13 protein-coding genes and 1 pseudogene are annotated in these 18269 nt (G+C 61.6%); 6 read left to right on the top strand and 8 right to left on the bottom strand.

Annotation, left to right across the window (positions count from 1 at the left end; translation table 11 throughout):
- Window positions 1-72 precede the first annotated feature (72 nt).
- Together galE and ACQKPS_RS03950 are read left to right on the top strand one after the other, a co-directional pair.
- Window positions 73-1035: a UDP-glucose 4-epimerase GalE gene (galE, locus tag ACQKPS_RS03945; RefSeq protein WP_254485317.1), complete on the top strand. Its 963-nt coding sequence runs from the start codon at window positions 73-75 to the stop codon at window positions 1033-1035.
- 323 nt (window positions 1036-1358) lie between these two features.
- Window positions 1359-1919: pseudogene (locus ACQKPS_RS03950) on the top strand (RHS repeat-associated core domain-containing protein); the annotation flags it as partial.
- Window positions 1920-1994: 75 nt separating this feature from the next.
- On the opposite strand, the gene ACQKPS_RS03955 reads toward ACQKPS_RS03950, so the two are convergent.
- The 7 genes from ACQKPS_RS03955 to ACQKPS_RS03985 form a co-directional block, all read right to left on the bottom strand.
- Window positions 1995-2801: a CpsD/CapB family tyrosine-protein kinase gene (locus ACQKPS_RS03955; RefSeq protein ID WP_254485316.1), complete on the bottom strand. Its 807-nt coding sequence runs from the start codon at window positions 2799-2801 to the stop codon at window positions 1995-1997.
- Window positions 2802-2812: 11 nt separating this feature from the next.
- Window positions 2813-4378 (bottom strand): GumC family protein, encoded by a 1566-nt coding sequence (locus ACQKPS_RS03960; RefSeq protein ID WP_254485315.1) that lies wholly within the window; start codon window positions 4376-4378, stop codon window positions 2813-2815.
- Window positions 4379-4398: 20 nt separating this feature from the next.
- Window positions 4399-5517, bottom strand: coding sequence for a hypothetical protein (locus tag ACQKPS_RS03965; RefSeq protein WP_427602830.1), 1119 nt, complete (start codon window positions 5515-5517; stop codon window positions 4399-4401).
- Window positions 5518-5542: 25 nt separating this feature from the next.
- Window positions 5543-6088 carry a polysaccharide biosynthesis/export family protein gene (locus tag ACQKPS_RS03970; RefSeq protein ID WP_254485313.1) on the bottom strand — a complete coding sequence of 182 codons (546 nt, stop codon included), beginning with the start codon at window positions 6086-6088 and terminating at the stop codon, window positions 5543-5545.
- Window positions 6089-6375: 287 nt separating this feature from the next.
- Window positions 6376-6552 carry an EPS-associated small membrane protein EppA gene (gene eppA, locus ACQKPS_RS03975; RefSeq protein WP_176509593.1) on the bottom strand — a complete coding sequence of 59 codons (177 nt, stop codon included), beginning with the start codon at window positions 6550-6552 and terminating at the stop codon, window positions 6376-6378.
- Between the two features lie 194 nt (window positions 6553-6746).
- Window positions 6747-7865, bottom strand: a complete 1119-nt coding sequence (locus ACQKPS_RS03980; RefSeq protein ID WP_427602832.1) for a glycosyltransferase family 61 protein — start codon at window positions 7863-7865, stop codon at window positions 6747-6749.
- Window positions 7866-7939: 74 nt separating this feature from the next.
- Entirely contained in the window at window positions 7940-9091 is a 1152-nt protein-coding gene (locus ACQKPS_RS03985) for a hypothetical protein (protein ID WP_254485311.1), read from the bottom strand.
- Between the two features lie 341 nt (window positions 9092-9432).
- Between ACQKPS_RS03985 and ACQKPS_RS03990 the strand changes: the two genes are divergently transcribed.
- Window positions 9433-13032 (top strand): dermonecrotic toxin domain-containing protein, encoded by a 3600-nt coding sequence (locus ACQKPS_RS03990; RefSeq protein ID WP_427602835.1) that lies wholly within the window; start codon window positions 9433-9435, stop codon window positions 13030-13032.
- A gap of 11 nt (window positions 13033-13043) precedes the next feature.
- On the opposite strand, the gene ACQKPS_RS03995 is transcribed toward ACQKPS_RS03990, so the two are convergent.
- Entirely contained in the window at window positions 13044-14645 is a 1602-nt protein-coding gene (locus ACQKPS_RS03995; RefSeq protein ID WP_254485309.1) for a putative bifunctional diguanylate cyclase/phosphodiesterase, read from the bottom strand.
- Between the two features lie 138 nt (window positions 14646-14783).
- On the opposite strand from ACQKPS_RS03995, the gene ACQKPS_RS04000 reads away from it, so the two are divergent.
- From ACQKPS_RS04000 to ACQKPS_RS04010, 3 genes are all read left to right on the top strand, one after another.
- On the top strand, window positions 14784-16403 hold the full coding sequence (locus tag ACQKPS_RS04000) for an NADP-dependent glyceraldehyde-3-phosphate dehydrogenase (protein ID WP_427602837.1): 1620 nt from the start codon (window positions 14784-14786) through the stop codon (window positions 16401-16403).
- A gap of 111 nt (window positions 16404-16514) precedes the next feature.
- Window positions 16515-16982 carry a VOC family protein gene (locus ACQKPS_RS04005; protein WP_427602839.1) on the top strand — a complete coding sequence of 156 codons (468 nt, stop codon included), beginning with the start codon at window positions 16515-16517 and terminating at the stop codon, window positions 16980-16982.
- A 63-nt stretch (window positions 16983-17045) separates the two neighbouring features.
- On the top strand, window positions 17046-18233 hold the full coding sequence (locus tag ACQKPS_RS04010; protein WP_254485306.1) for a hypothetical protein: 1188 nt from the start codon (window positions 17046-17048) through the stop codon (window positions 18231-18233).
- Window positions 18234-18269 lie beyond the last annotated feature (36 nt).

Here is an 18269-nt window from a genome sequence, read left to right on the forward strand (position 1 = left end):
ATATCGCCATCTACAGTCATTGAAGCCCTGTACTCCAGGCATTCAACGCTGCGTCTGCTCCAGGAGGATTGGATGAAGTATTTGGTTGTCGGTGGTGCAGGCTATATCGGCTCACACATGGTCAAGCACCTGCTGCGTGCCGGCCATGACGTGGTGGTGGCAGACCTCGAGGCGCCGGCATCCGGCGTCGAATGGGTCTGCCTGGACATCGCCGACGGCCACGCGCTGGACACCCTGTTCAGCGACTACCACTTCGATGCCGTGTTCCACTTCGCCTCGTTCATCCAGGTCGGCGAGTCGGTGGCAGACCCCGACAAGTATTACCTGAACAACGTCTGCTCGACCCTCAGCCTGTTGGAGGCCATGGTACGGGCAGGCATCAAGCGGCTGATCTTCTCCTCCAGCGCCGCCGTATACGGCGACCCTCAGTCTGTTCCGATCGACGAGCAACACCGCAAGCTGCCGATCAACCCCTACGGGCGCACCAAGTGGATGGTGGAGCAGATGCTCGAAGACTTCGACCGGGCCTATGGCCTGCGTTCGGTCAGCTTGCGCTATTTCAATGCCGCAGGCGCTGACCCGGACGGTGAGTTGGGCGAATGCCACGAGCCGGAAACCCACCTGATTCCACTGATCCTGCAGGCGGCCTCCGGGCGGCGCGAAGCCGTGACCGTATTCGGCCATGACTACGACACCCCGGATGGCACCTGCATCCGCGACTATATCCACGTTAACGACCTGGCCTGCGCGCACGCCCTGGCCGTGGAGTATCTGCAGGCCGACGGCGCAACCACGGCGTTCAACCTGGGTAACGGGCTGGGGTTTTCGGTGCAGGAAGTGATCGATACTGCACGCGCGGTGACCGGGCGGCAGATCAATGTCATCGAAGCGCCACGCCGCGCTGGCGACCCGCCCCGGCTGGTGGCGGATGCGGCAAAGGCCAGAACGATGCTGGGTTGGCAGCCGGCGTTGAATTCACTGGATGAAATCGTGCGCCATGCATGGGAGTGGGAGCTGAAATACCCGTGGCAATGATTAGATTTCTACAAGGATCCCCCCACAGCGCCGGGAGGTCTTATGAATTGCCGGTTTTCGCCGACCGCAATCAAATTCAACTGATTATCAACCAGCATTAATGCCAGTTGGATCACTCCTGAAAGCCAGTACCATTAGCAGTATTGAACTTTTCGGACACCCTTAAGTGAGAAACCCTTGGCGCATCGCGGGAGCCCCCTGCAACCCAATAAGGCGTGTCAGTTACACGCCTTATGGCTTCAACCCTTTCAATCATCACATCATCACTGGGTTTAATGGCCCCCCCCTGATAACACCAACCTTCCGCCACTCACCTTGGGCAAGGGCACCGCGTGTACGCGCCTGCACAGATGCGCTTTATCCAGCCTGACTCACTGAGCCCATTTGGAAAAGGAGGAATAAACACTTACAGTTATTGCTCAGCCGACCCCATAAATTTCCATGACCCTGAAGGCACATCCAGAGTCCTAACTACCTGGAAGAATATTAACTGGCTCGCAGCGCGCGGCAGCAACATGCTAAAACCTGCCGACTGGTGGAAAAAAGGTCAGGAAATCGTGAAATGGGGAACCAAGATAGTGGGTATCGCAGCGGATTTAGGAGTACCTTGGGCGGCTACTGCTCAGCAGGCTTTTGAATTATCCAGCAGGGTTCTGAAAAGTATTAAGTTCATAAAAGAACCGCTTGAACTTATGCTCAAAAATCAACACCTCACGCAAACAACAGATAACACCTTGAATCTCCAAGCCCAGTTCTCTGGCTCGACCGGCACCTTCAATACAAGCTTGGTAGAGGATACATTCTCCCCTTTCGTCGGACCGTCCGATGCTGGAGTCGTCTACCCAGAGTTATCGACTGAAGTTCAGAAAATACGCAGACAATGATTTCACTCCAAACAATTAGCGCAACTCATTGCCTGCATTATTCAATAATCCGACCCTGCGTTCCTGCATCCGCATTCAATAATACGTCCGCGGTTGCTCATCCGCCTTGTTCAACACCGCCCCCACCAGGTTCGATGAAGCCAGGTGATAGAGGCAATCCTCGATATCCTTCTTGCTGTTCATGCCATTGGCCACCACCAGCAGCACACAGTCGAACCTCGGCAGCACGGTGATCGCGTCGTCCGAACTCAGCAGTGGCGGCAAGTCGAAGATGCAGATCCGCGAGTCATAACGATCGCGCAGCTCGCCGATCAGGGTGTTCACCTTGGGCGACGACAGTACCTCGGTAGACATCGGTACCGGCTCGCGTGTCGGCAGCACGACGAAGCGTGGCAGGGTCGGATTGACCAACGCCTCTTCGAGCCAGGCCTTGCCATCGAGCACGTCGTTCAGCGCCTTCTCCATTGGCAAGCCCAGGCTGCTGCCAACCCGTGGCCGCCGCAGGTCGAAGTCCACCAGCAAAGCGGTCTTGTTGGTGTGGTGGGCGATGCTCATGGCCAGGTTGACCGCCAGCACCGTCTTGCCCGCCTCGGGGGTTGGCGAGGTAATCGCCAGCGTGCGCCAGCCATTGTCCTCCATGGCCTGCAGCACCTGGGTGCGCAACAGGTCGATCGCCCCGCTCATGTTCGAGTTCTTGTTGAAGGACACGATCCGGTTGCGCTCCAGGTGGTCCGCATTGAGCGGCACCACCTTGGTCTGCACGTAATCGAACAGCCCGAGTTCCCCGGGTTTCTCCATGACCGATGGCACCTGCGCCGTATCGGACGTGGCTGGCGAAACCTGGTGAATGTTCTTACCAATAGCCGGCGTACTTCTGTCCATCGCTGCGCTCCCTATTCAAACCGAGCCATAGCTTTGAAAAGCAGGAGGTCCAGAGGCATGTAGAACATATGGACACCCACCAACAGGATAGCAACCACCAGCAAAGCGGCAGCGATCATCATCGTCAGCAGCCGCTTGCGCCTGGCCTTTTCCGCCTTGGTCGCGATATACGGCACAGCCACCAGCACGCGCCGGCCCAGTACGCTTTCCAGGGCACCAACGCCGCGCACGCGCTGATTGAGCATTTCCAGCAGCATCACCAGGCCACCGCCAGCGGCCGGGGCCAGTACCAGGCCAAGGGCGACGATCTTCTTGCGGTTGGGCTTGACCGGTTTTTCCGGCATCAGCGGCGGCTCCAGCAACACGAAGCGCTCGGCCTTGTTCTCTTGCTCGAGGCTTTCGGTGATTTTCGCGCCCATTTCCTTGTTGCGGATTTCCTCGTACTTCTTGCGCGCATTGTCGTGATCGCGCATCAACGTCACCAGGCCGCGCTCGACTTGCGGCGCCTCGAGGATATCGGCCTCGTAGCCTTCCATCTTGGTGGTCAGCTGGCGCTTCTGTTCGGCCAGCGAGGCGATGCGCGATTGCGCGGCAGCCATCTTGGTGCGGACTCTCGCGGCATCCAGGTTGGTGACTCCAGCGGCGGCGATACCCTGGTCGCCAGAAGCCTTGAGCGCGTCGATCTTGCGCTTGACTGCCACCACATCCGGGTGCGCTTCAGTGTACTTGGTCAGCAGGCGCGCATACTCGGCCTTCAGGCCTGGCAGGTCCTGCGGATCGGGCGCAACGGCCCTGCCGTTGGCGGTCTGGGCCGGCGCGCCGGCGTTGGCTGCGGCCAGTTCCAGCTCCAGGTAGCGCAGTTCTTCCTGCGCAGACTTGTAGTCGCGGTCCACTTCGCGGAACTCAAGCTCGGAACGCGAGAGCATGCTCATGCGCAGCTGCTGGTTCTCCGGCAATGCGTTGGCGTGGGTCTGCTTGAAGTCGGCCAGCTGGTTTTCCAGGTCGGCCAGCTCGGCACCAAGCTTGTTGGCTTCCTGGGTGAGGAATTCGGTGGTCTCGGTGGCGCGTTCGGTGCGCTGCTTCATGTTCTCGTTGAGGAACAGCGACACCAGCTCGTCAGCCACTTCCTTGGCCACTTCGGCGCGTTTGTCTTCGTAGGAAACCGTAAAGGCCACGGTGGCCTCGCCGCGCCCCTTGACGTAGGTGCTGAGCGTGGCGACCACGATCGCACTGCGCATCTGCTCGATCTTGTCGGTTTCGCTGAAGCGGCTGCCGCGGTCGGCGAACAGGTTGTACTTGTCGATGATCCGCAGCAGGTTCTCGCGGGTCATCACCCGCTGGCGGATGACCTCGATACGCTCATCGGCAAAGGTATTGTTGCCGGCCGAGACCAGGTCCGGGGAGATCTGCTGCGACTCCACCAGAATGGTCCCGGTCGACTGATAGATCGGCGGCACACTGATCGCCACCCCGATGGTAGCGGCCACCACGACCACTATGACGATCCCCAGCAACAAGGCGCGGTCCTTGATGATGGCGATGTAATCTTTGATAGAGAGCTCGTACTCAGATTTCATAGTGGCCACCAATCCGAAATTCAGATGTCGGGGTATCGGTACGTCAGCGTCAAACCAGCGATGGTAGCGTCGGCATTGGGCAGGCCCTTTTGTTGGCGCTCCTTGTACATCAACGAAAAACGCAGGTCCCAGGCCGGCGAGAACGCCCGGCTGGCCCAGACACTGTAGGTTTGCAGGGTATTGGGGTTCTGCCCTTTGCTGTCCTGCCACCAGGCGTCTGCGCCGACCCGGGTGGTTTCAGTGAGCAGGTAGCTCCAGCTGCCACGCACCATGTCCATCTCGGCGGCACCGCCCTGGGCGTTGGACATCGTGCTACGGTCGGCACTGAAGCTGGCCTCGTGGCGTAAGCCACGGTAGGTCAGCGATGCGCCACCTTCACCACGACGCTGGGTACCGGTGCCGTTGGTCTGGTTGACGCCGACATGCATGGCGCCGACCAGGCTGTCGGAGAACTGGTACTTCAGACCGATGCTGGGGACATAGCTGTTGGTGGCGACTGCCGAGGTGGTGTCGTCCGGCTCGTAACGCCGCGCTTCGAAACCGGTGATGATGTCGGTACGTTCGCTCCAGGCGTACGTCCAGGTGAAATCGTTGGCGTACTCGTCGTAACCGGTCAGCGTACTGATGTCGTAACTGGCATGGGAGTAGCGAAGTTCGTTGGCCAGGGTGCTGCGCTCGGTTACCGCGCTGCTCCAGTTGCCCGTGAGCCGTGACATCTTCTGGGTGCCGTCAGTGGTGGTCACCACACCGGTATCCTGCACCGCGCCCGAAAGCGTCGAGCTTTCATCGTACTGCGCCAGCAGGCCAAAGCCACCGCTTTCGGTTTCGCGCTGCCAGCCCAGGCTGAGGTTGGGGTCTTCACGGTCATCCATCACCGAACGGTCGGATGAGCGCAGCACATGCATGCCCACGCCCATGCGCAACTGGTCGCGATCGAACTGACCTACCAGGGTGTAATCAGGCGCAATGATGGTACGCGTCACACCTTTCTCCTTGGAAGTAAGGAGCAATGGGTTGCTGTCGTACTCGACAGTCGTGGGAACCTCGACTGAAGACTGCCAGTTGGCGGCATCAACCACCCCGGAGAACGGCATCATCATGATCGCCGTTACAACACTCGTCGTTTTATTGATAGGCACAAGTCGTTCTTAATTTTTAGGAGAGTCAGGGTACGACCAGCGTATCGCCAGCCTGAAGTTGGAAGTTGGTGGACATGTCACGCCCAGAAACCAGATCCTTGTAACGCACCGGCATGACCTTTTGGCCGCGGATGACCTTGATGGCGCTTTCGTCGGCGAATTTGTCCATTCCACCCGACATGCTCAGGGCCTGAAGCACCGCCGTAGGGCCTGCCATCGGCACCGGGCCGGGCTTGATCACTTTGCCTTGAACATAAACAAGATTACCAGCGGTGCTGGTGACGACCACGCTGACATTTGGCTGGGCCAGGTAAGGTTTAAGCGCGGTCTCGATTTTCTTCGCCACGGTGGTGGCTTCCAGGCCGGCAACATCCACACGCCCCGCCAGTGGGAAGGTGATACTGCCATCGGGAAGAACAACGGTTTCCTGGCGCAGGGTGTCTTCCTGCCAGACCGAGATCATCACCTTGTCACCGGGGCTTAACAGGTAAGTGGACGAGGACGTGTCGGCGGCGGCGCTGCCAGAGCCGACTACCAGGGCGCAGAGAACGGACATCAGCAAACGTACCATGAGGGATCCCTCCGGCCAGTCGGCCCAGGTTAAGAGCACTGAATGAGTACAACGACGAACCTCTCGCTCCGCTTCGCAGCCGGTTTGCTGCGACGGCCACACCCATCCTGGAGGCGCTTTACCGCGATGCCGCCCTGCCTGCCTTTTTATCGACTGTTCGCGTCGAGGACGCTGGCTACTGGAATATAGCAACAGCTGTAAAATTGACAAGCATCGGCCACCCCGAAAAACACAAACGTCCACGCTTTAGCGTCAACGCATTGGCATCGCGATAAAACCGAAACAACTTAGATCTTCTTTCTATTGGCCACCGCGATGAAACCGATCACGGCGGACGCGAACAACCAGCCCGCCGTGGACAGCGGCACAATGGTATTTTCCGATAAGTAAGAATCCGCCGCTCGCGCTGCACCAGTCAATAACACCAACAGGAAGAAAGACTTGATGAGCAAAGTCGAGCGCATATTCGCCACCTTTAAAAAAAGGAACGTTGTTATTGATTGGCGGAAGACTGGATCGCTGTTGATTTGAGCTTATGGGCACAATGACATTACGTCAATGATCCGACACCATAATAAATCTCAATCGGCCAGGGCTGACTGAGTCAAAAAGCCGTCAGCCTGAATGCGCACCCAGCCAGCCAGTCGATCATCGAGGTTCAATAGGGGAACAGATCCAGCGTTCGCTCCACTTCATCGACATCAATGGTGAAGCCTTCACCCTGCGCCGTCCCGACCACAAAACCGAAGTGCTGATGATCGCGATCGGTCAGGTATTTGTAGTAGCTGACAAACCGGTTCGGCGGCTGCAGCGCCAGTATCGAACCGCCGGGCTGCAATACATTGACGCCGTGCACCAGCTGGCTGCCTTCAACGCCGATCACCGTCCGCGCCCCGGCACAGGCGGCAACGATACCTGGCACATCGGTTTTCATCGGGTCGATGATGCGAAAACCACGGGACTTCTGCAGGTGCGAGGCGACTTCGAGTTCATTGCGCATGAGGCGCAAGTCGCCCTCGCTGCCACGCAGGATAAACACCCCGGGGTGCGGCGAAGGGTCGACATGCGACAACAGCTTGTCACCCATGGCGCGATAACGCGAATACCTGCTGCGGTTGTTGCTGAGGTCGTCGAACAACACCAGTTCGCGGAAAAACGCCCCACGCGTGCGCAGCGGTTGCATGCCCAGCCAGCGCTCATACGCCGGCCCCTGGGTGAACAGGGGATAGCGCGCCGAGGGCGCCGTGGTCACCGGCACGCCTTCTTCGCAGGCCAAGGCATAGGTCGGGCAGTCTTCCATCAGCCAGGTACCGAACCATGTGTTGCCGTTCTGCGTGCAGTAGATGGCCCCACGATCGATCTCGTGATCCACCGTGATGCCAGGGAACCGGCTCGGTTTCAACGACAACCAGTGGCTGGCATTGCCCTTGTACAACGCACCGTCGATCAGCCAGACATCCTTGAACAGGTAGCCCCGGGTCGGCCCCTGTTCGACCGTGATCCCGCCTTCCATGGTCCGCCGAGGGTGCACATACGGGTAAAAGCGCTTGGCCTCCCAGCCCGTTACGCGCTCCAACTGGTTGGGCAAATAGAACGCCGGGGGCGATACGGTTGTTTCACCAGGGGCGATATCCCAGGTCTTCTCGGCGACACGCTTGATATCGATATCAGCCTTGCGTGCCAGGCGCTTGCGCGCGATGTGCCGGTAGGCAGCCAGGGTCCAGGTGTTCTGGCTGGCAAGCGAAGTGCCGCTGAGGTTCGAGATACCGCTATCCATGAAATGCCCCTCCCGAGGTGGCACGTCTCTGGCCTGAGGCAAGGCAGGCATTCCTGGCCTGCCTTGAAGTCGGTTCAGCTGGAAACGTCAACCCGTTCCATCATGGGCGGGGTCTGTAGCGTGGCGTAACGCGAGCGCAGGGTTTGCAGGAATGGCTCGCCGCGGCTCCTGGCGCCATAGAGGTAGATCTTGTGCAGCCCGCCAAATACCATTTCGTGATACCGGCTGGCGACCTCGTCGTCACTCGGCCCTTCTGGCAACCCCAGGTGCAGCGTCAGTTTATTGCCCTCTACGGCAAACAACGGTGTATCCCAGAGGAACTGCGCTGTCCCCGTGCGCGGCAGGCGGACAAACAGGTAGGCATGGTTGCCCAAGGCATCGATATCGCCACCACGCCGGCGCTTCCACTTCAGCAGGCCATCGTCCGGCCGCGCCAGGCAAAGGCCGATATCGTAATAGTCATAACCGTTGGCCAAGGCCCATTCGAGCGCCATGAAGGTGGTGATCGAGTTGACCTCGCGCAGCCTTTTCGGGTCTGAGAACACCGCCTCGCAATAACCGAAACGCAGGGTGCTCCAATAGCGTTTGCCATCGCGCGTGATCTCGCAGCCCAAATGGCAACCGATCACCTCGTCACCGCAGGTAATCAGGTCGAGGCGCCCGACTCCCTTGGCCAGACGAAACACTTCGTCGGTGGGAAACTGCGCCGCATGGATGCCCTGCCTGGCCGTGGCGTAGGGCCGCAACAATTGTTGATCGGCCATGGCGATCTCGTCATCGGCGAGCGTCTGGCGCATCTGGTAGAGCGGGCGGTGCTTGCGAATGCTGCGGCGCAGTTCACTGTCGTAGCGAGCGGTGATGTCTTCGAGCGAACGCCCCAGGGGTACCACCGCGCTCAGGTAATGGGGCACGGTCAATGCGCCGGACGTCGGCATTTCGCTGACAACCACCACATGGCGGCTGGTGGCCGGTGCGTCGGCCGCTTCGACGGCTGACTGCTGGCCCTTGCCGCCGATCAGTAGCTTGGCCATTTCGCGCTGTTGCTTGCGACCGATGTAGAGAATTTCGTAAGGGCTGGCTTGTTGCAGGCGGAAACGCGAGATTTCCCAGCGCCATAAACAAGTTCGGGCCGCCACTTCGCGTAACTTGCTTGAAACAGTCCGGATCTCGTAGCGCATGGAAGGCGAGATCACTTTTCGCGCCACAGCCGCCAGGTTCTCTTTCATGTCTGCTTCGACATCCTTTGATGTTGTCAACGGGGCTGATGGGAAAACAAAAGAGCGATGCGATAAATCCGGCATAACCTGTTGATTTATAAAGCCTCAACTTTGGATGCTGCCTTCATGTTCAGTAACCATTTAAGATGCAGGAATGCTGCTTGGCAAGCGGCATCTTGACAGCATTGCAGCGTCATTAATGGCGTCAAATTTCCCTTTACCTGGCGGCTTCGATAACTGCTTTCGCTATATATGACGCAGCGCCACGTTCAAGCGTTGCGCTACCCCGCTACCACAGCGCGGTATTGCAAATGCGGCCTGATGCTCTCTTTCAACGAAGGAGCCCCAATATGGCCAACCTGACTGACGCTGTGCCGCATGCAGAGCTGATCTCTGCGCAACTGCCCCTCTGGGCCCGCCACATCACGCCCCAGCACTGGCAAGCGATTAGCCGCAGCCAGCGCTTCGAGGCCTTTGACCAAGACTGGTACAACAATGCCGCGCCTGACCTGCGTGAAGCCGTAACGGCCAGCCATGCTCGCCTGCTGCGCGCCCAGGCCGCGCTGGCCCGTTCGCTGAAAGGCCTGAAGCAAATCAGCGAATTTGCCGAACCGTTGCTACAGGCGCGCCTGACCGAAGCCGGCTTTACGGCCCCGCTGCACGGCAGCGAATTGCTGCGCGTCGAACGTACCTGGACCTGGAGCGTGTGGGGCTATCTGTACAGTCATCGTCGTGACCCTCTACTGCAGGCTGCCTTGCAGAACTTCGCCGATGACGAAACGTTCACCCGCGAAAGCGCCATTGCCCTGAGCGACAACATCCATGTGACCCCCATCACGGTGCACGGTACAGCGCCGACCGGCCCGCAGACGCCACCCGCGCATTTTCCCCTGGCATCCGAGCGCTATGAAGTCGAGCGACTGGCGCTCGCCCCGGAGGCGTTTGCCCGACTGTGCCGCGAACTCGACCTTGGCGGTGCGTACCAAGCGCATCTGCAGCAATGCTTCGCCGCGCCGCAAGCGAGGGAACAGGCCATCGCGGTACGACGGGGCAGCTTGCGTCTGGCAGCGGACCTTGCCTACCTGCGCCACGCGCTGAGCGGTGCGATACGCGACCGGGTCGACCAGTTGCTGCAAGGCGGCGACGTGCCCTGCCGGCAACTGGCACTGTTCGGCATTGTCCTGCATGAGGTGATGCTGATCGATGCGGGCACCTCAAGCTGGCTGCTCTATTTACCCGACGACAGCCCTGCCCTGCACCTTTGTGCCGACGTCGACGCCATCAACCACCTGCTGGTGGCGCTACTGAAGGCGCCAGAGAACCGACAGCGCTTGCACCCGTACCTGAGCCAGGCCGACCAGCCACGCATGCTCGACCTGCTGCAACAAAATCTTGACGAAACCAGCGCGGCCGACCTTCGCCCCACCCTCCCGGTCATTATCGGCGAACCCTTCGGCTTTTATCAGGACCTGCACCTGGTCCGCCTGAAGAACCAAGCCCAAGCACTTGCAGTACCGACCGCAGTGGCCGATGCCCACGCCCGTGCCAAACGTATCGCAGCGTGGGAAAGCCTTGGCCTGGACGTGCTCAACCTGGCCGCTTTCTTCATCCCGTCCGTGGGCACCGTGATGTTGGCTGTGACGGCCTGCCAGTTGCTCGGGGAGGTCTACGAAGGCTATGAAGCGTGGCGCGAAGGCGACCGTCACCAGGCCTTGCAGCACCTTGAGGCCGTCGGCCTGAATCTGGCCCTGATCGGAGGCCTGGCAACCGCAGGCCGCGTCGTGCCGAAGCTGTTCAGCAGCCCCTTGCTGGAAAGCCTGCAGGAAGTTCGCTGCAGCGATGGCCGCGACCGCCTCTGGCAGCCAGATCTGCTGCCCTACCGCAGCCCCCAGGTGTTGCCAGAAGGGCTGCCGGCCAATGCGCAAGGCCAATACCTGCAGGGGGGCAGACATTACATCCGCATGGACGGCCAGCTGTATGAACAGCGCTTCGACCCGCACATCCAGCAGTGGCGGATCGTCCACCCCGAGGCACCGGACGCCTACCAGCCGCCACTGGAACATAACGGTCAGGGCGCCTGGCGCGCGGCTCACGAACAGCCCCAGGCATGGCCATTCACCGTATTGGCAAGAAGGTTGGGTGAGGACTACGCGGCGTATTCGCCTGCACAACTGGAGCTGGCCGGCCAGATATGCGGTGTCGACGCGGCGCGCTTGCGCCAGGTTCACCTTGAAGGCCGGCCGGCGCCCGCACTGATGCTCGACACCTTGAAGCGGATGGCCCGCGAGCCGCTTGAACCCGCCCAAAGCGAAGCACAACAGCTTTTGCAGCGTCACCGCGAGTGGCCACTGGTGCGCGCACTGGAAGGGCTGCTGGTGCACCAGCAAGGCACCACCGACAGTGAACGGCTGTTGCTGAGCTGCCTCGATGAAATGCCGGAATGGCCTGCGGACCTGCGCCTCGAACTGCGCGCAGGCAGCCCGCAAGGCCCGCTGCTCGACAGCAGCGGAAGCAGCCTGGCAGGCACGGTCTGCCGAGTGATCAAGTCAGCCAGCGGTTACGAGGCCGATCTGGGCGAACGACCTGCCCCGGCGCCCCAGGACCAAGACCTGTGCCGGGCAGTCGAACAAGCACTGCCAAGCGCCTGGCGCAACGCTCTGGGTATTTCGAGCACCGATGGCAGCACCTTGCGCCAGCGCATAGTGGCCTGGACCGAACCCCGCCGCACAGAGTTGCTGCAGCGCCTCTGGGGCGCTGGCGCACGGCGCCAGGCCGCTCGTACAGGGTTGCGAGGCGGCCGTCGCACACTACCCAGCGGTCCCTATCTGCAAGCGCCGTTGGCCAGCCGCTACCGCCGTCTGTACCCCGCCTCGACCGATGAGGAGTTCCTGAGCGCAATGGACGACTGGCAACAGCAAGGGCGCTCGCCGGCAGCAGAAATGCGCAACCTCGAGGGACGCCTGGAAGCCCTGCGCCGCGACCTTGGCGAGTGGGCCCGCCCCGACCCGGATTACCCCCATCGGCGACAGCAGGCCGTTACCCCCATCATCAATGCCTGGCGACGGATATCCAGGGTGCGCTTGGGCCAGGACGCAATGGTCTGCAGCCTGGACCTCTCGCGCCTGGACCTGGAGAACCGCGATCTGGCGAGCCTGGCGCTGCCGGACGACTTCACGCACATCGAGCATGTGTCGCTCCAAGGTAACCGCAACCTGAGCCTGCTACCTGCCGAGTTCTGCGAGCGCTTCCCCAGGCTCAAGCGTCTGCTGCTCAGCTATTGCCGCTTCGCTCGCTTGCCGCGCCTGGCCAATCCCCAGGCGCTGGCGTGGCTGGATCTCGACAACAACCGCATCACCTGGGACGACAGCGCCCAACAGATGTTCGACCAGTTCACCAACCTGGGCGTGCTGGACATGGGGGGCAACCCATTGCTGCGCGCCCCCGACCTGAGCCGCATGCCCCGCCTGTTCACGCTGTTCCTCGACAATTGCGCGCTGACCGAGTTGCCGCGAGGGCTGGAAAGCATCACCAGCACGCCGGTGACGCTCGACCTGGCCGGCAACCAGTTGCAGCAGTTGCCGGCCAACTTTCGAGTATCGCAGCCGGTCGCCCAGGCGATGCGCCTTGAAAGCCGATGGCTCAGCTCACGCATGCTCGAGGAAGTCGAGGCCTACAACGCCGCGCATCAGGTGGACCTGCTGGTGGATGAAAGTGATTACGATGAGTTCTTCGGAGGCGCGGGTGCCCCTGAAGAGGCGCTATGGCAACGCCTGCCGCTGCAGTACCGCCGAGACCTGAGATTGCTGCTGGACCTCGAACCCTTCACTTCAAGGCCCAGGCGTGCCCGCGCTGAATTCTGGCGCCGCCTGGCGGCGATCGATCAGAACCCGCAACTGCGCCAGCAGGCCTTTGCGCGGCCCGCCCACGAGCTGTTCGAGATCGCACTGTAAGTACGCTGTCATCAACGTGGCAAACGCGCCCTGAGCGGATTGTGCGCGATCCACTTCTGCAACTCGGCGGCCGGCATCGGCCGCCCCAGCAGGTAGCCCTGGCCCTGGTCGCACCCGGCATTGCGCAGGAAGTCATACTGCTGCTGGGTCTCGATCCCCTCGGCAGTGATGCGATAGCCCAGCGCGTGCCCCAGGTCGATGATCGCCCGGGCAATGGCCACCGCATCATCGTCATCCGGCAAGTCCTTGATGAACGCGCGGTCGATCTTCAGGTGGTCGATGGGCAAGGCGCGCAGGTAGGCCAGCGACGAATAACCGGTGCCGAAGTCGTCCACCGCCGTGGCCACGCCCATCGCCTGCAACTGGGCCAGCGCCGCACAGGCCTGTTGCTGGCTTTCCATCAGCAGGCTCTCGGTGATTTCCACTTCCAGCAGGTTAGGTGCCAGCCCGTGACGTTCCAGGGCAATGGCCAGGCTTGAGACATAGTCGCTGCGCTCGATCTGCAGCGCCGCCACGTTGATCGCGAGCGGGCCCGGCAGGCAATCGGCGGCGCGCCAGGCGGCCATCTGCGCACAGGCAAGATCGAGTACCCGCTCGCCCAAGGGAATGATCAGGCCGGTACGTTCGGCCAGCGGGATGAACTCGCCGGGCGGAATCAGCCCATGTTCCGGATCACGCCAACGCAGCAAGGCTTCGACACCTTCCAGCTGGCCACTGAACAGGTCGACCTTCGGCTGGTACCACAGTTCGAACTCGTTTTCCTGCAGGGCCCGGCGCAAGTTGCGCTCCAGTTCCAGGCGCTGGTGCAGCCGTGCGGTCATGTCCGGGTGATAGGGGCGCCAGGCGTTGCGGCCACCCTCCTTGGCCGCATACATGGCCGTGTCGGCATGGCGCAGCAGGCTGCCGACGTCTTCGCCATGTTGCGGGCACCACGCCAGGCCGATGCTGCCAGTCACCAGCGCGGCGTTGCCATTGAGGTCGAACGGCCGCTGCAGGCAGCGCAGCAACTCGCGCAACTGGTGGCTGACCTGTCCTTGGGTGCCCTGCAGCATGAACACGAATTCGTCGCCGCCCAGCCGGCACACCCGGTCGCTGGTGTCGAGTTCCTGCAAGAAGCGCGCAGTCGCCTGCTGCAGCAGCAGGTCCCCCATGGCGTGGCCCAGGCTGTCGTTGACTTGCTTGAAACCGTCGATATCCAGTAGCAGCACAGCCAGCCCGTGGCCTTCGGCAGTGGCCTCGGCGAGCTGTTGCTGGAACAGCACCCGGTTGGGCAAACCGGTGATGGTGTCGTAATGCGCCAGGCGTTCCAGCTGCGCCTGCGAGCGCTGCAGCTCGCGGTTACGCTGCCGCAACTGGCGCTGCTTGCGGTTGATCTGTGCGATGAACAGGCTGAGCAGGCCGCTGCAAGTCAAGGCGAACCAGAACAACGGCGAGTAGAACAGGCTTGCGTCCTGGTGGTTTTGCTGGCGCTGGATATCCACGTGCCCAAGGGCCATGGACACGCCGATACCGGCCAGGGAAACGCCGACCGGCAACAAGCGGCAAAGGGCCCGTCGCAGCGTGCCGGTGGGCGGTTTCTGTTCGTAGGTCATCGGGGAATTGGGCGGGGTCATAAGCCTGCAGGCGTGAGCGATTGCCCCTGTATCGGCGCGGTGCGGGCGAAATTGAGCCAGACTGGTGTTTTTCTCGCCCAGGGTGCATGCTCGAAGCTGAAGCGTTTCACCCGTTCAGACACGTGAGGTGCAGTACCCATGGAACATCTGCTCGATTCGCTGTTTCCGACCGCCGAAGACATTCCTGAAAACTGGCGCCTGGAAGCACCACTGGAACAACGCGACTATCTGGTGAACGGTGAACTCCGGCGCTGGGACGGGCCGCTGGCCACGGTCCGCAGCCCGGTCTGGCTGAAGGAGGCGGATGGCGAGCGCCAGGTCGTGCTCGGCAGCGCGCCCTTGCTGGATGCCGACACCGCCCTCACCGCCCTGGACGCGGCAGTAAACGCCTACGACAAAGGCCGTGGCGCCTGGCCGAACATGCGCGTCGCCGAACGTATCCAGCACGTGGAAACTTTCCTCGCGCGCATGCGTGAGCAGCGCACCGCCGTGGTCAAGCTGCTGATGTGGGAAATCGGCAAGAACCTCAAGGACTCGGAAAAGGAATTCGACCGCACCTGCGACTACATCGTCGACACCATCAACGCCCTCAAGGACCTCGACCGCCGCTCCAGTCGCTTCGAACTGGAACAAGGCACCCTTGGCCAGATCCGCCGTGCACCGTTGGGTGTGGCGCTGTGCATGGGCCCCTACAACTACCCGCTCAATGAAACCTTCACCACGCTGATCCCGGCCCTGATCATGGGCAATACCGTGGTGTTCAAGCCGGCCAAGTTCGGCGTCCTGCTGATTCGCCCGCTGCTCGAAGCGTTCCGCGACAGCTTCCCACCGGGCGTGATCAATGTCATCTATGGCCGCGGCCGCGAAACGGTCAGCGCGTTGATGGCCAGTGGCAAGGTCGATGTATTCGCCTTCATCGGCACCCACAAGGCCGCCAGCGACCTCAAGAAACTGCACCCTCGCCCGCACCGGCTGCGTGCGGCCCTGGGCCTGGATGCAAAGAACCCGGGCATCGTCCTGCCTCAGGTGGACCTGGACAATGCCGTGGAAGAGGCCGTGACCGGCGCCCTGTCGTTCAATGGCCAACGCTGCACGGCGCTGAAGATCCTGTTCGTGCACGAGGATGTGGTCGAACCCTTCCTCGAAAAGTTCCAGCGCAAGCTCGCCGCCCTCAAGCCGGGCATGCCCTGGGAGCCGGGTGTTGCGCTGACGCCATTGCCGGAGCCGGGCAAGGTCGACTACCTTGACCAGCTGGTGGCCGACGCCAAGGCCAAGGGCGCGCACGTACTCAACGAAGGTGGCGGGCAGAGCCGCGGCTCGTTCTTCTACCCCGCCCTGCTCTACCCGGTTAACCGCGACATGCGCGTCTACCACGAGGAGCAGTTCGGCCCGCTGGTACCGGTGGTGCCATATCGCGACCTGCAGACTGTGATCGATTACGTGCTCGACTCCGACTACGGCCAGCAGCTGAGCCTGTTCGGCAACGACCCGGCCACCATCGGCAGCCTGGTCGACATCTTCGCCAACCAGGTCGGCCGCATCAACCTCAACGCCCAGTGCCAGCGCGGCCCGGACACCTACCCGTTCAACGGCCGCAAGAACAGCGCCGAAGGCACCCTGTCGGTGCATGATGCCTTGCGCGTGTTCTCCATCCGCACCCTGGTCGCGACCCGTTTCCAGGAGGCCAACAAAGCGCTGATCAGCGAGATCATCCGCAACCGTCAATCCAGCTTCCTGACCACCGACTACATCTTCTGACGACTGCGCTTATAGGAAATAAATCTAGCAACCCTGTCGATTTTCCATTTGCGCAAACGACTCTAAGGCAACAGGGCGCCAACCGGCGCCCGATGCGAAGGAGAGTCGAACATGGCAGCCAAACCCATTCCCGATGGCCAGCACAGCATCACCCCGTACCTGGCCATCAGCAACGCCGCCAAGGCCATCGAGTTCTACAAGCAGGCCTTTGGCGCTACCGAGATGTTCCGCCTGGAAGGCCCGGACGGCACCGTCGGCCACGCCGAGCTGCGCATCGGTGATTCTTCGCTGATGCTCGGCGACCCTTGCGACCGCGAGGGCGGCCTGACCGCCAGCCAGAAACTCGCCGGTGCCGGCGTCGGCCTCCACCTGTACGTCGAGGACTGCGACAAGGTCTATGCCCAGGCCCTGGCGGCCGGCGGCACCCAATTGCACCCGGTGACGGACCAGTTCTACGGCGACCGCAGCGGCACCCTGAAAGATCCGTTCGGCAACATCTGGTTCGTCTCCACCCACAAGGAAGACCTGACCCCCGAGGAAATCCGCGCCCGCGCCGCCAAGATGTTCAGTGGCAGCTGAGCGACGAGTTGAAAGCGCGGCGCGTTTGCCTGAAGCTTGAGGCTCGTAGCTTGGAGCTGCTTCATGCGAATCATCGACAAAACCGCCGCGCAGGTGCGCAGCCTGACCCCGGCCGAAGAAGAACTGCTGGTCGGTTTCGCCACCGGCAACCTCGCCGGGCCACGCCTGCTGCAGGCCAACCAGCTGCTGATGAAGGTGCGTAGCGCCAACCAGTGGCTGGCCTGCGATTGCCGCAAGGACGCCTTGCCGGTGCTCAATGTCACCCTCAATGGCAGCACCGGCACGCTGTTTCTGAAAAACAACCCGGGCACTGCCGAGCATACGCCCGGTTGCCCGTTCACCAAGGACGAGCGCGAAGCCAGCGAGCGTGAAGACGCGCCAGCGGTGCCTGCCGCCTGGCTGGCACCTGACACCCCGCTGCGCCTGATCGGTGATTACCGTAAAGCCAGCGACACCGACACTGGCGCGGCTGACGGCAACGAGCGCCGCGAACAGCAGCGCCTGTTGTCGCTGCTGCTGACCTGGATCGAAACCAGCGGCCTCAACCTCTACGCCACCCACCTGAAAAAAGACCTCACCAGCCAGTTCGCCGAGCTGCGCAGTGTCGCCAGCCGCTACCCGCTGCTCGAACGGGTCCCGGCCAGCAACTACCTGGAAACCCGCCTGGACATGAAGCACATGATGATGCTCAAGTCCCGCCTGCGCGAAGCCACGGTGTTCGGCAACCATCGGCGCCATGGCCTGCTGCTGGACTGCGTCGACCAGATCAAAGGGCGCAAGCTGTTCAACAACCGCAGTGAGGACGGTTTCGATTTCCAGGGCCACCATTTATATTGGGGTGGCAACCGGGCGTCTGGCCCGTTGCTGGCGCTGGCCCTGTACTCACCGACCACAGCAGGCAGTCACTTCTACGAACTGATCCATGTGGCCAGCGTGCCGGTGCTGTCGCGCGCGCACCTGTTCCCGGTGTACCGCGACGAAGAGCGCGAGCCGCTCAAGGCGCTGGTGTCGCTGATCGACTGGATGGCCAGCAAAGGGGTGAAGGTGCAGATGCGCCGGCCGGTGATCGGCGGCCAGGTGATGGATGAGCTGGTGCTGACCTCGGATCAGGACCGGGTGCTGTCGGTATCGTTGCTGGAGCAGCCGATCGGGCCGGAGCCCGATGCCGAGAACTTCAAGCGCTATGCCGACTTCAAGAGCCTGGAGACCTTCCGCAAGTACGTGGCCGGGTTCTTCATGCGCGAGCGCTGAGTACCGCGTCGCCTGCTTCGCGGGCACGCCCGCTCC

The sequence above is a fragment of the Pseudomonas sp. NPDC086566 genome (assembly GCF_050280885.1).
Classification (GTDB): Bacteria; Pseudomonadota; Gammaproteobacteria; order Pseudomonadales; family Pseudomonadaceae; genus Aquipseudomonas; species Aquipseudomonas vlassakiae.

Bases quoted from the DNA above. Each gene is read 5' to 3' on its own strand.
- ACQKPS_RS04000 (WP_427602837.1), top strand. From the start codon at position 14,784: ATGGAACATCTGCTCGATTCGCTGTTTCCGACCGCCGAAGACATTCCT.
- ACQKPS_RS03990 (WP_427602835.1), top strand. From the start codon at position 9,433: ATGGCCAACCTGACTGACGCTGTGCCGCATGCAGAGCTGATCTCTGCG.
- ACQKPS_RS03985 (WP_254485311.1), bottom strand. From the start codon at position 9,091: ATGAAAGAGAACCTGGCGGCTGTGGCGCGAAAAGTGATCTCGCCTTCC.
- galE (WP_254485317.1), top strand. From the start codon at position 73: ATGAAGTATTTGGTTGTCGGTGGTGCAGGCTATATCGGCTCACACATG.
- eppA (WP_176509593.1), bottom strand. From the start codon at position 6,552: ATGCGCTCGACTTTGCTCATCAAGTCTTTCTTCCTGTTGGTGTTATTG.
- ACQKPS_RS04010 (WP_254485306.1), top strand. From the start codon at position 17,046: ATGCGAATCATCGACAAAACCGCCGCGCAGGTGCGCAGCCTGACCCCG.
- ACQKPS_RS03955 (WP_254485316.1), bottom strand. From the start codon at position 2,801: ATGGACAGAAGTACGCCGGCTATTGGTAAGAACATTCACCAGGTTTCG.
- ACQKPS_RS03995 (WP_254485309.1), bottom strand. From the start codon at position 14,645: ATGACCCCGCCCAATTCCCCGATGACCTACGAACAGAAACCGCCCACC.
- ACQKPS_RS03960 (WP_254485315.1), bottom strand. From the start codon at position 4,378: ATGAAATCTGAGTACGAGCTCTCTATCAAAGATTACATCGCCATCATC.
- ACQKPS_RS03970 (WP_254485313.1), bottom strand. From the start codon at position 6,088: ATGGTACGTTTGCTGATGTCCGTTCTCTGCGCCCTGGTAGTCGGCTCT.
- ACQKPS_RS03980 (WP_427602832.1), bottom strand. From the start codon at position 7,865: ATGGATAGCGGTATCTCGAACCTCAGCGGCACTTCGCTTGCCAGCCAG.
- ACQKPS_RS04005 (WP_427602839.1), top strand. From the start codon at position 16,515: ATGGCAGCCAAACCCATTCCCGATGGCCAGCACAGCATCACCCCGTAC.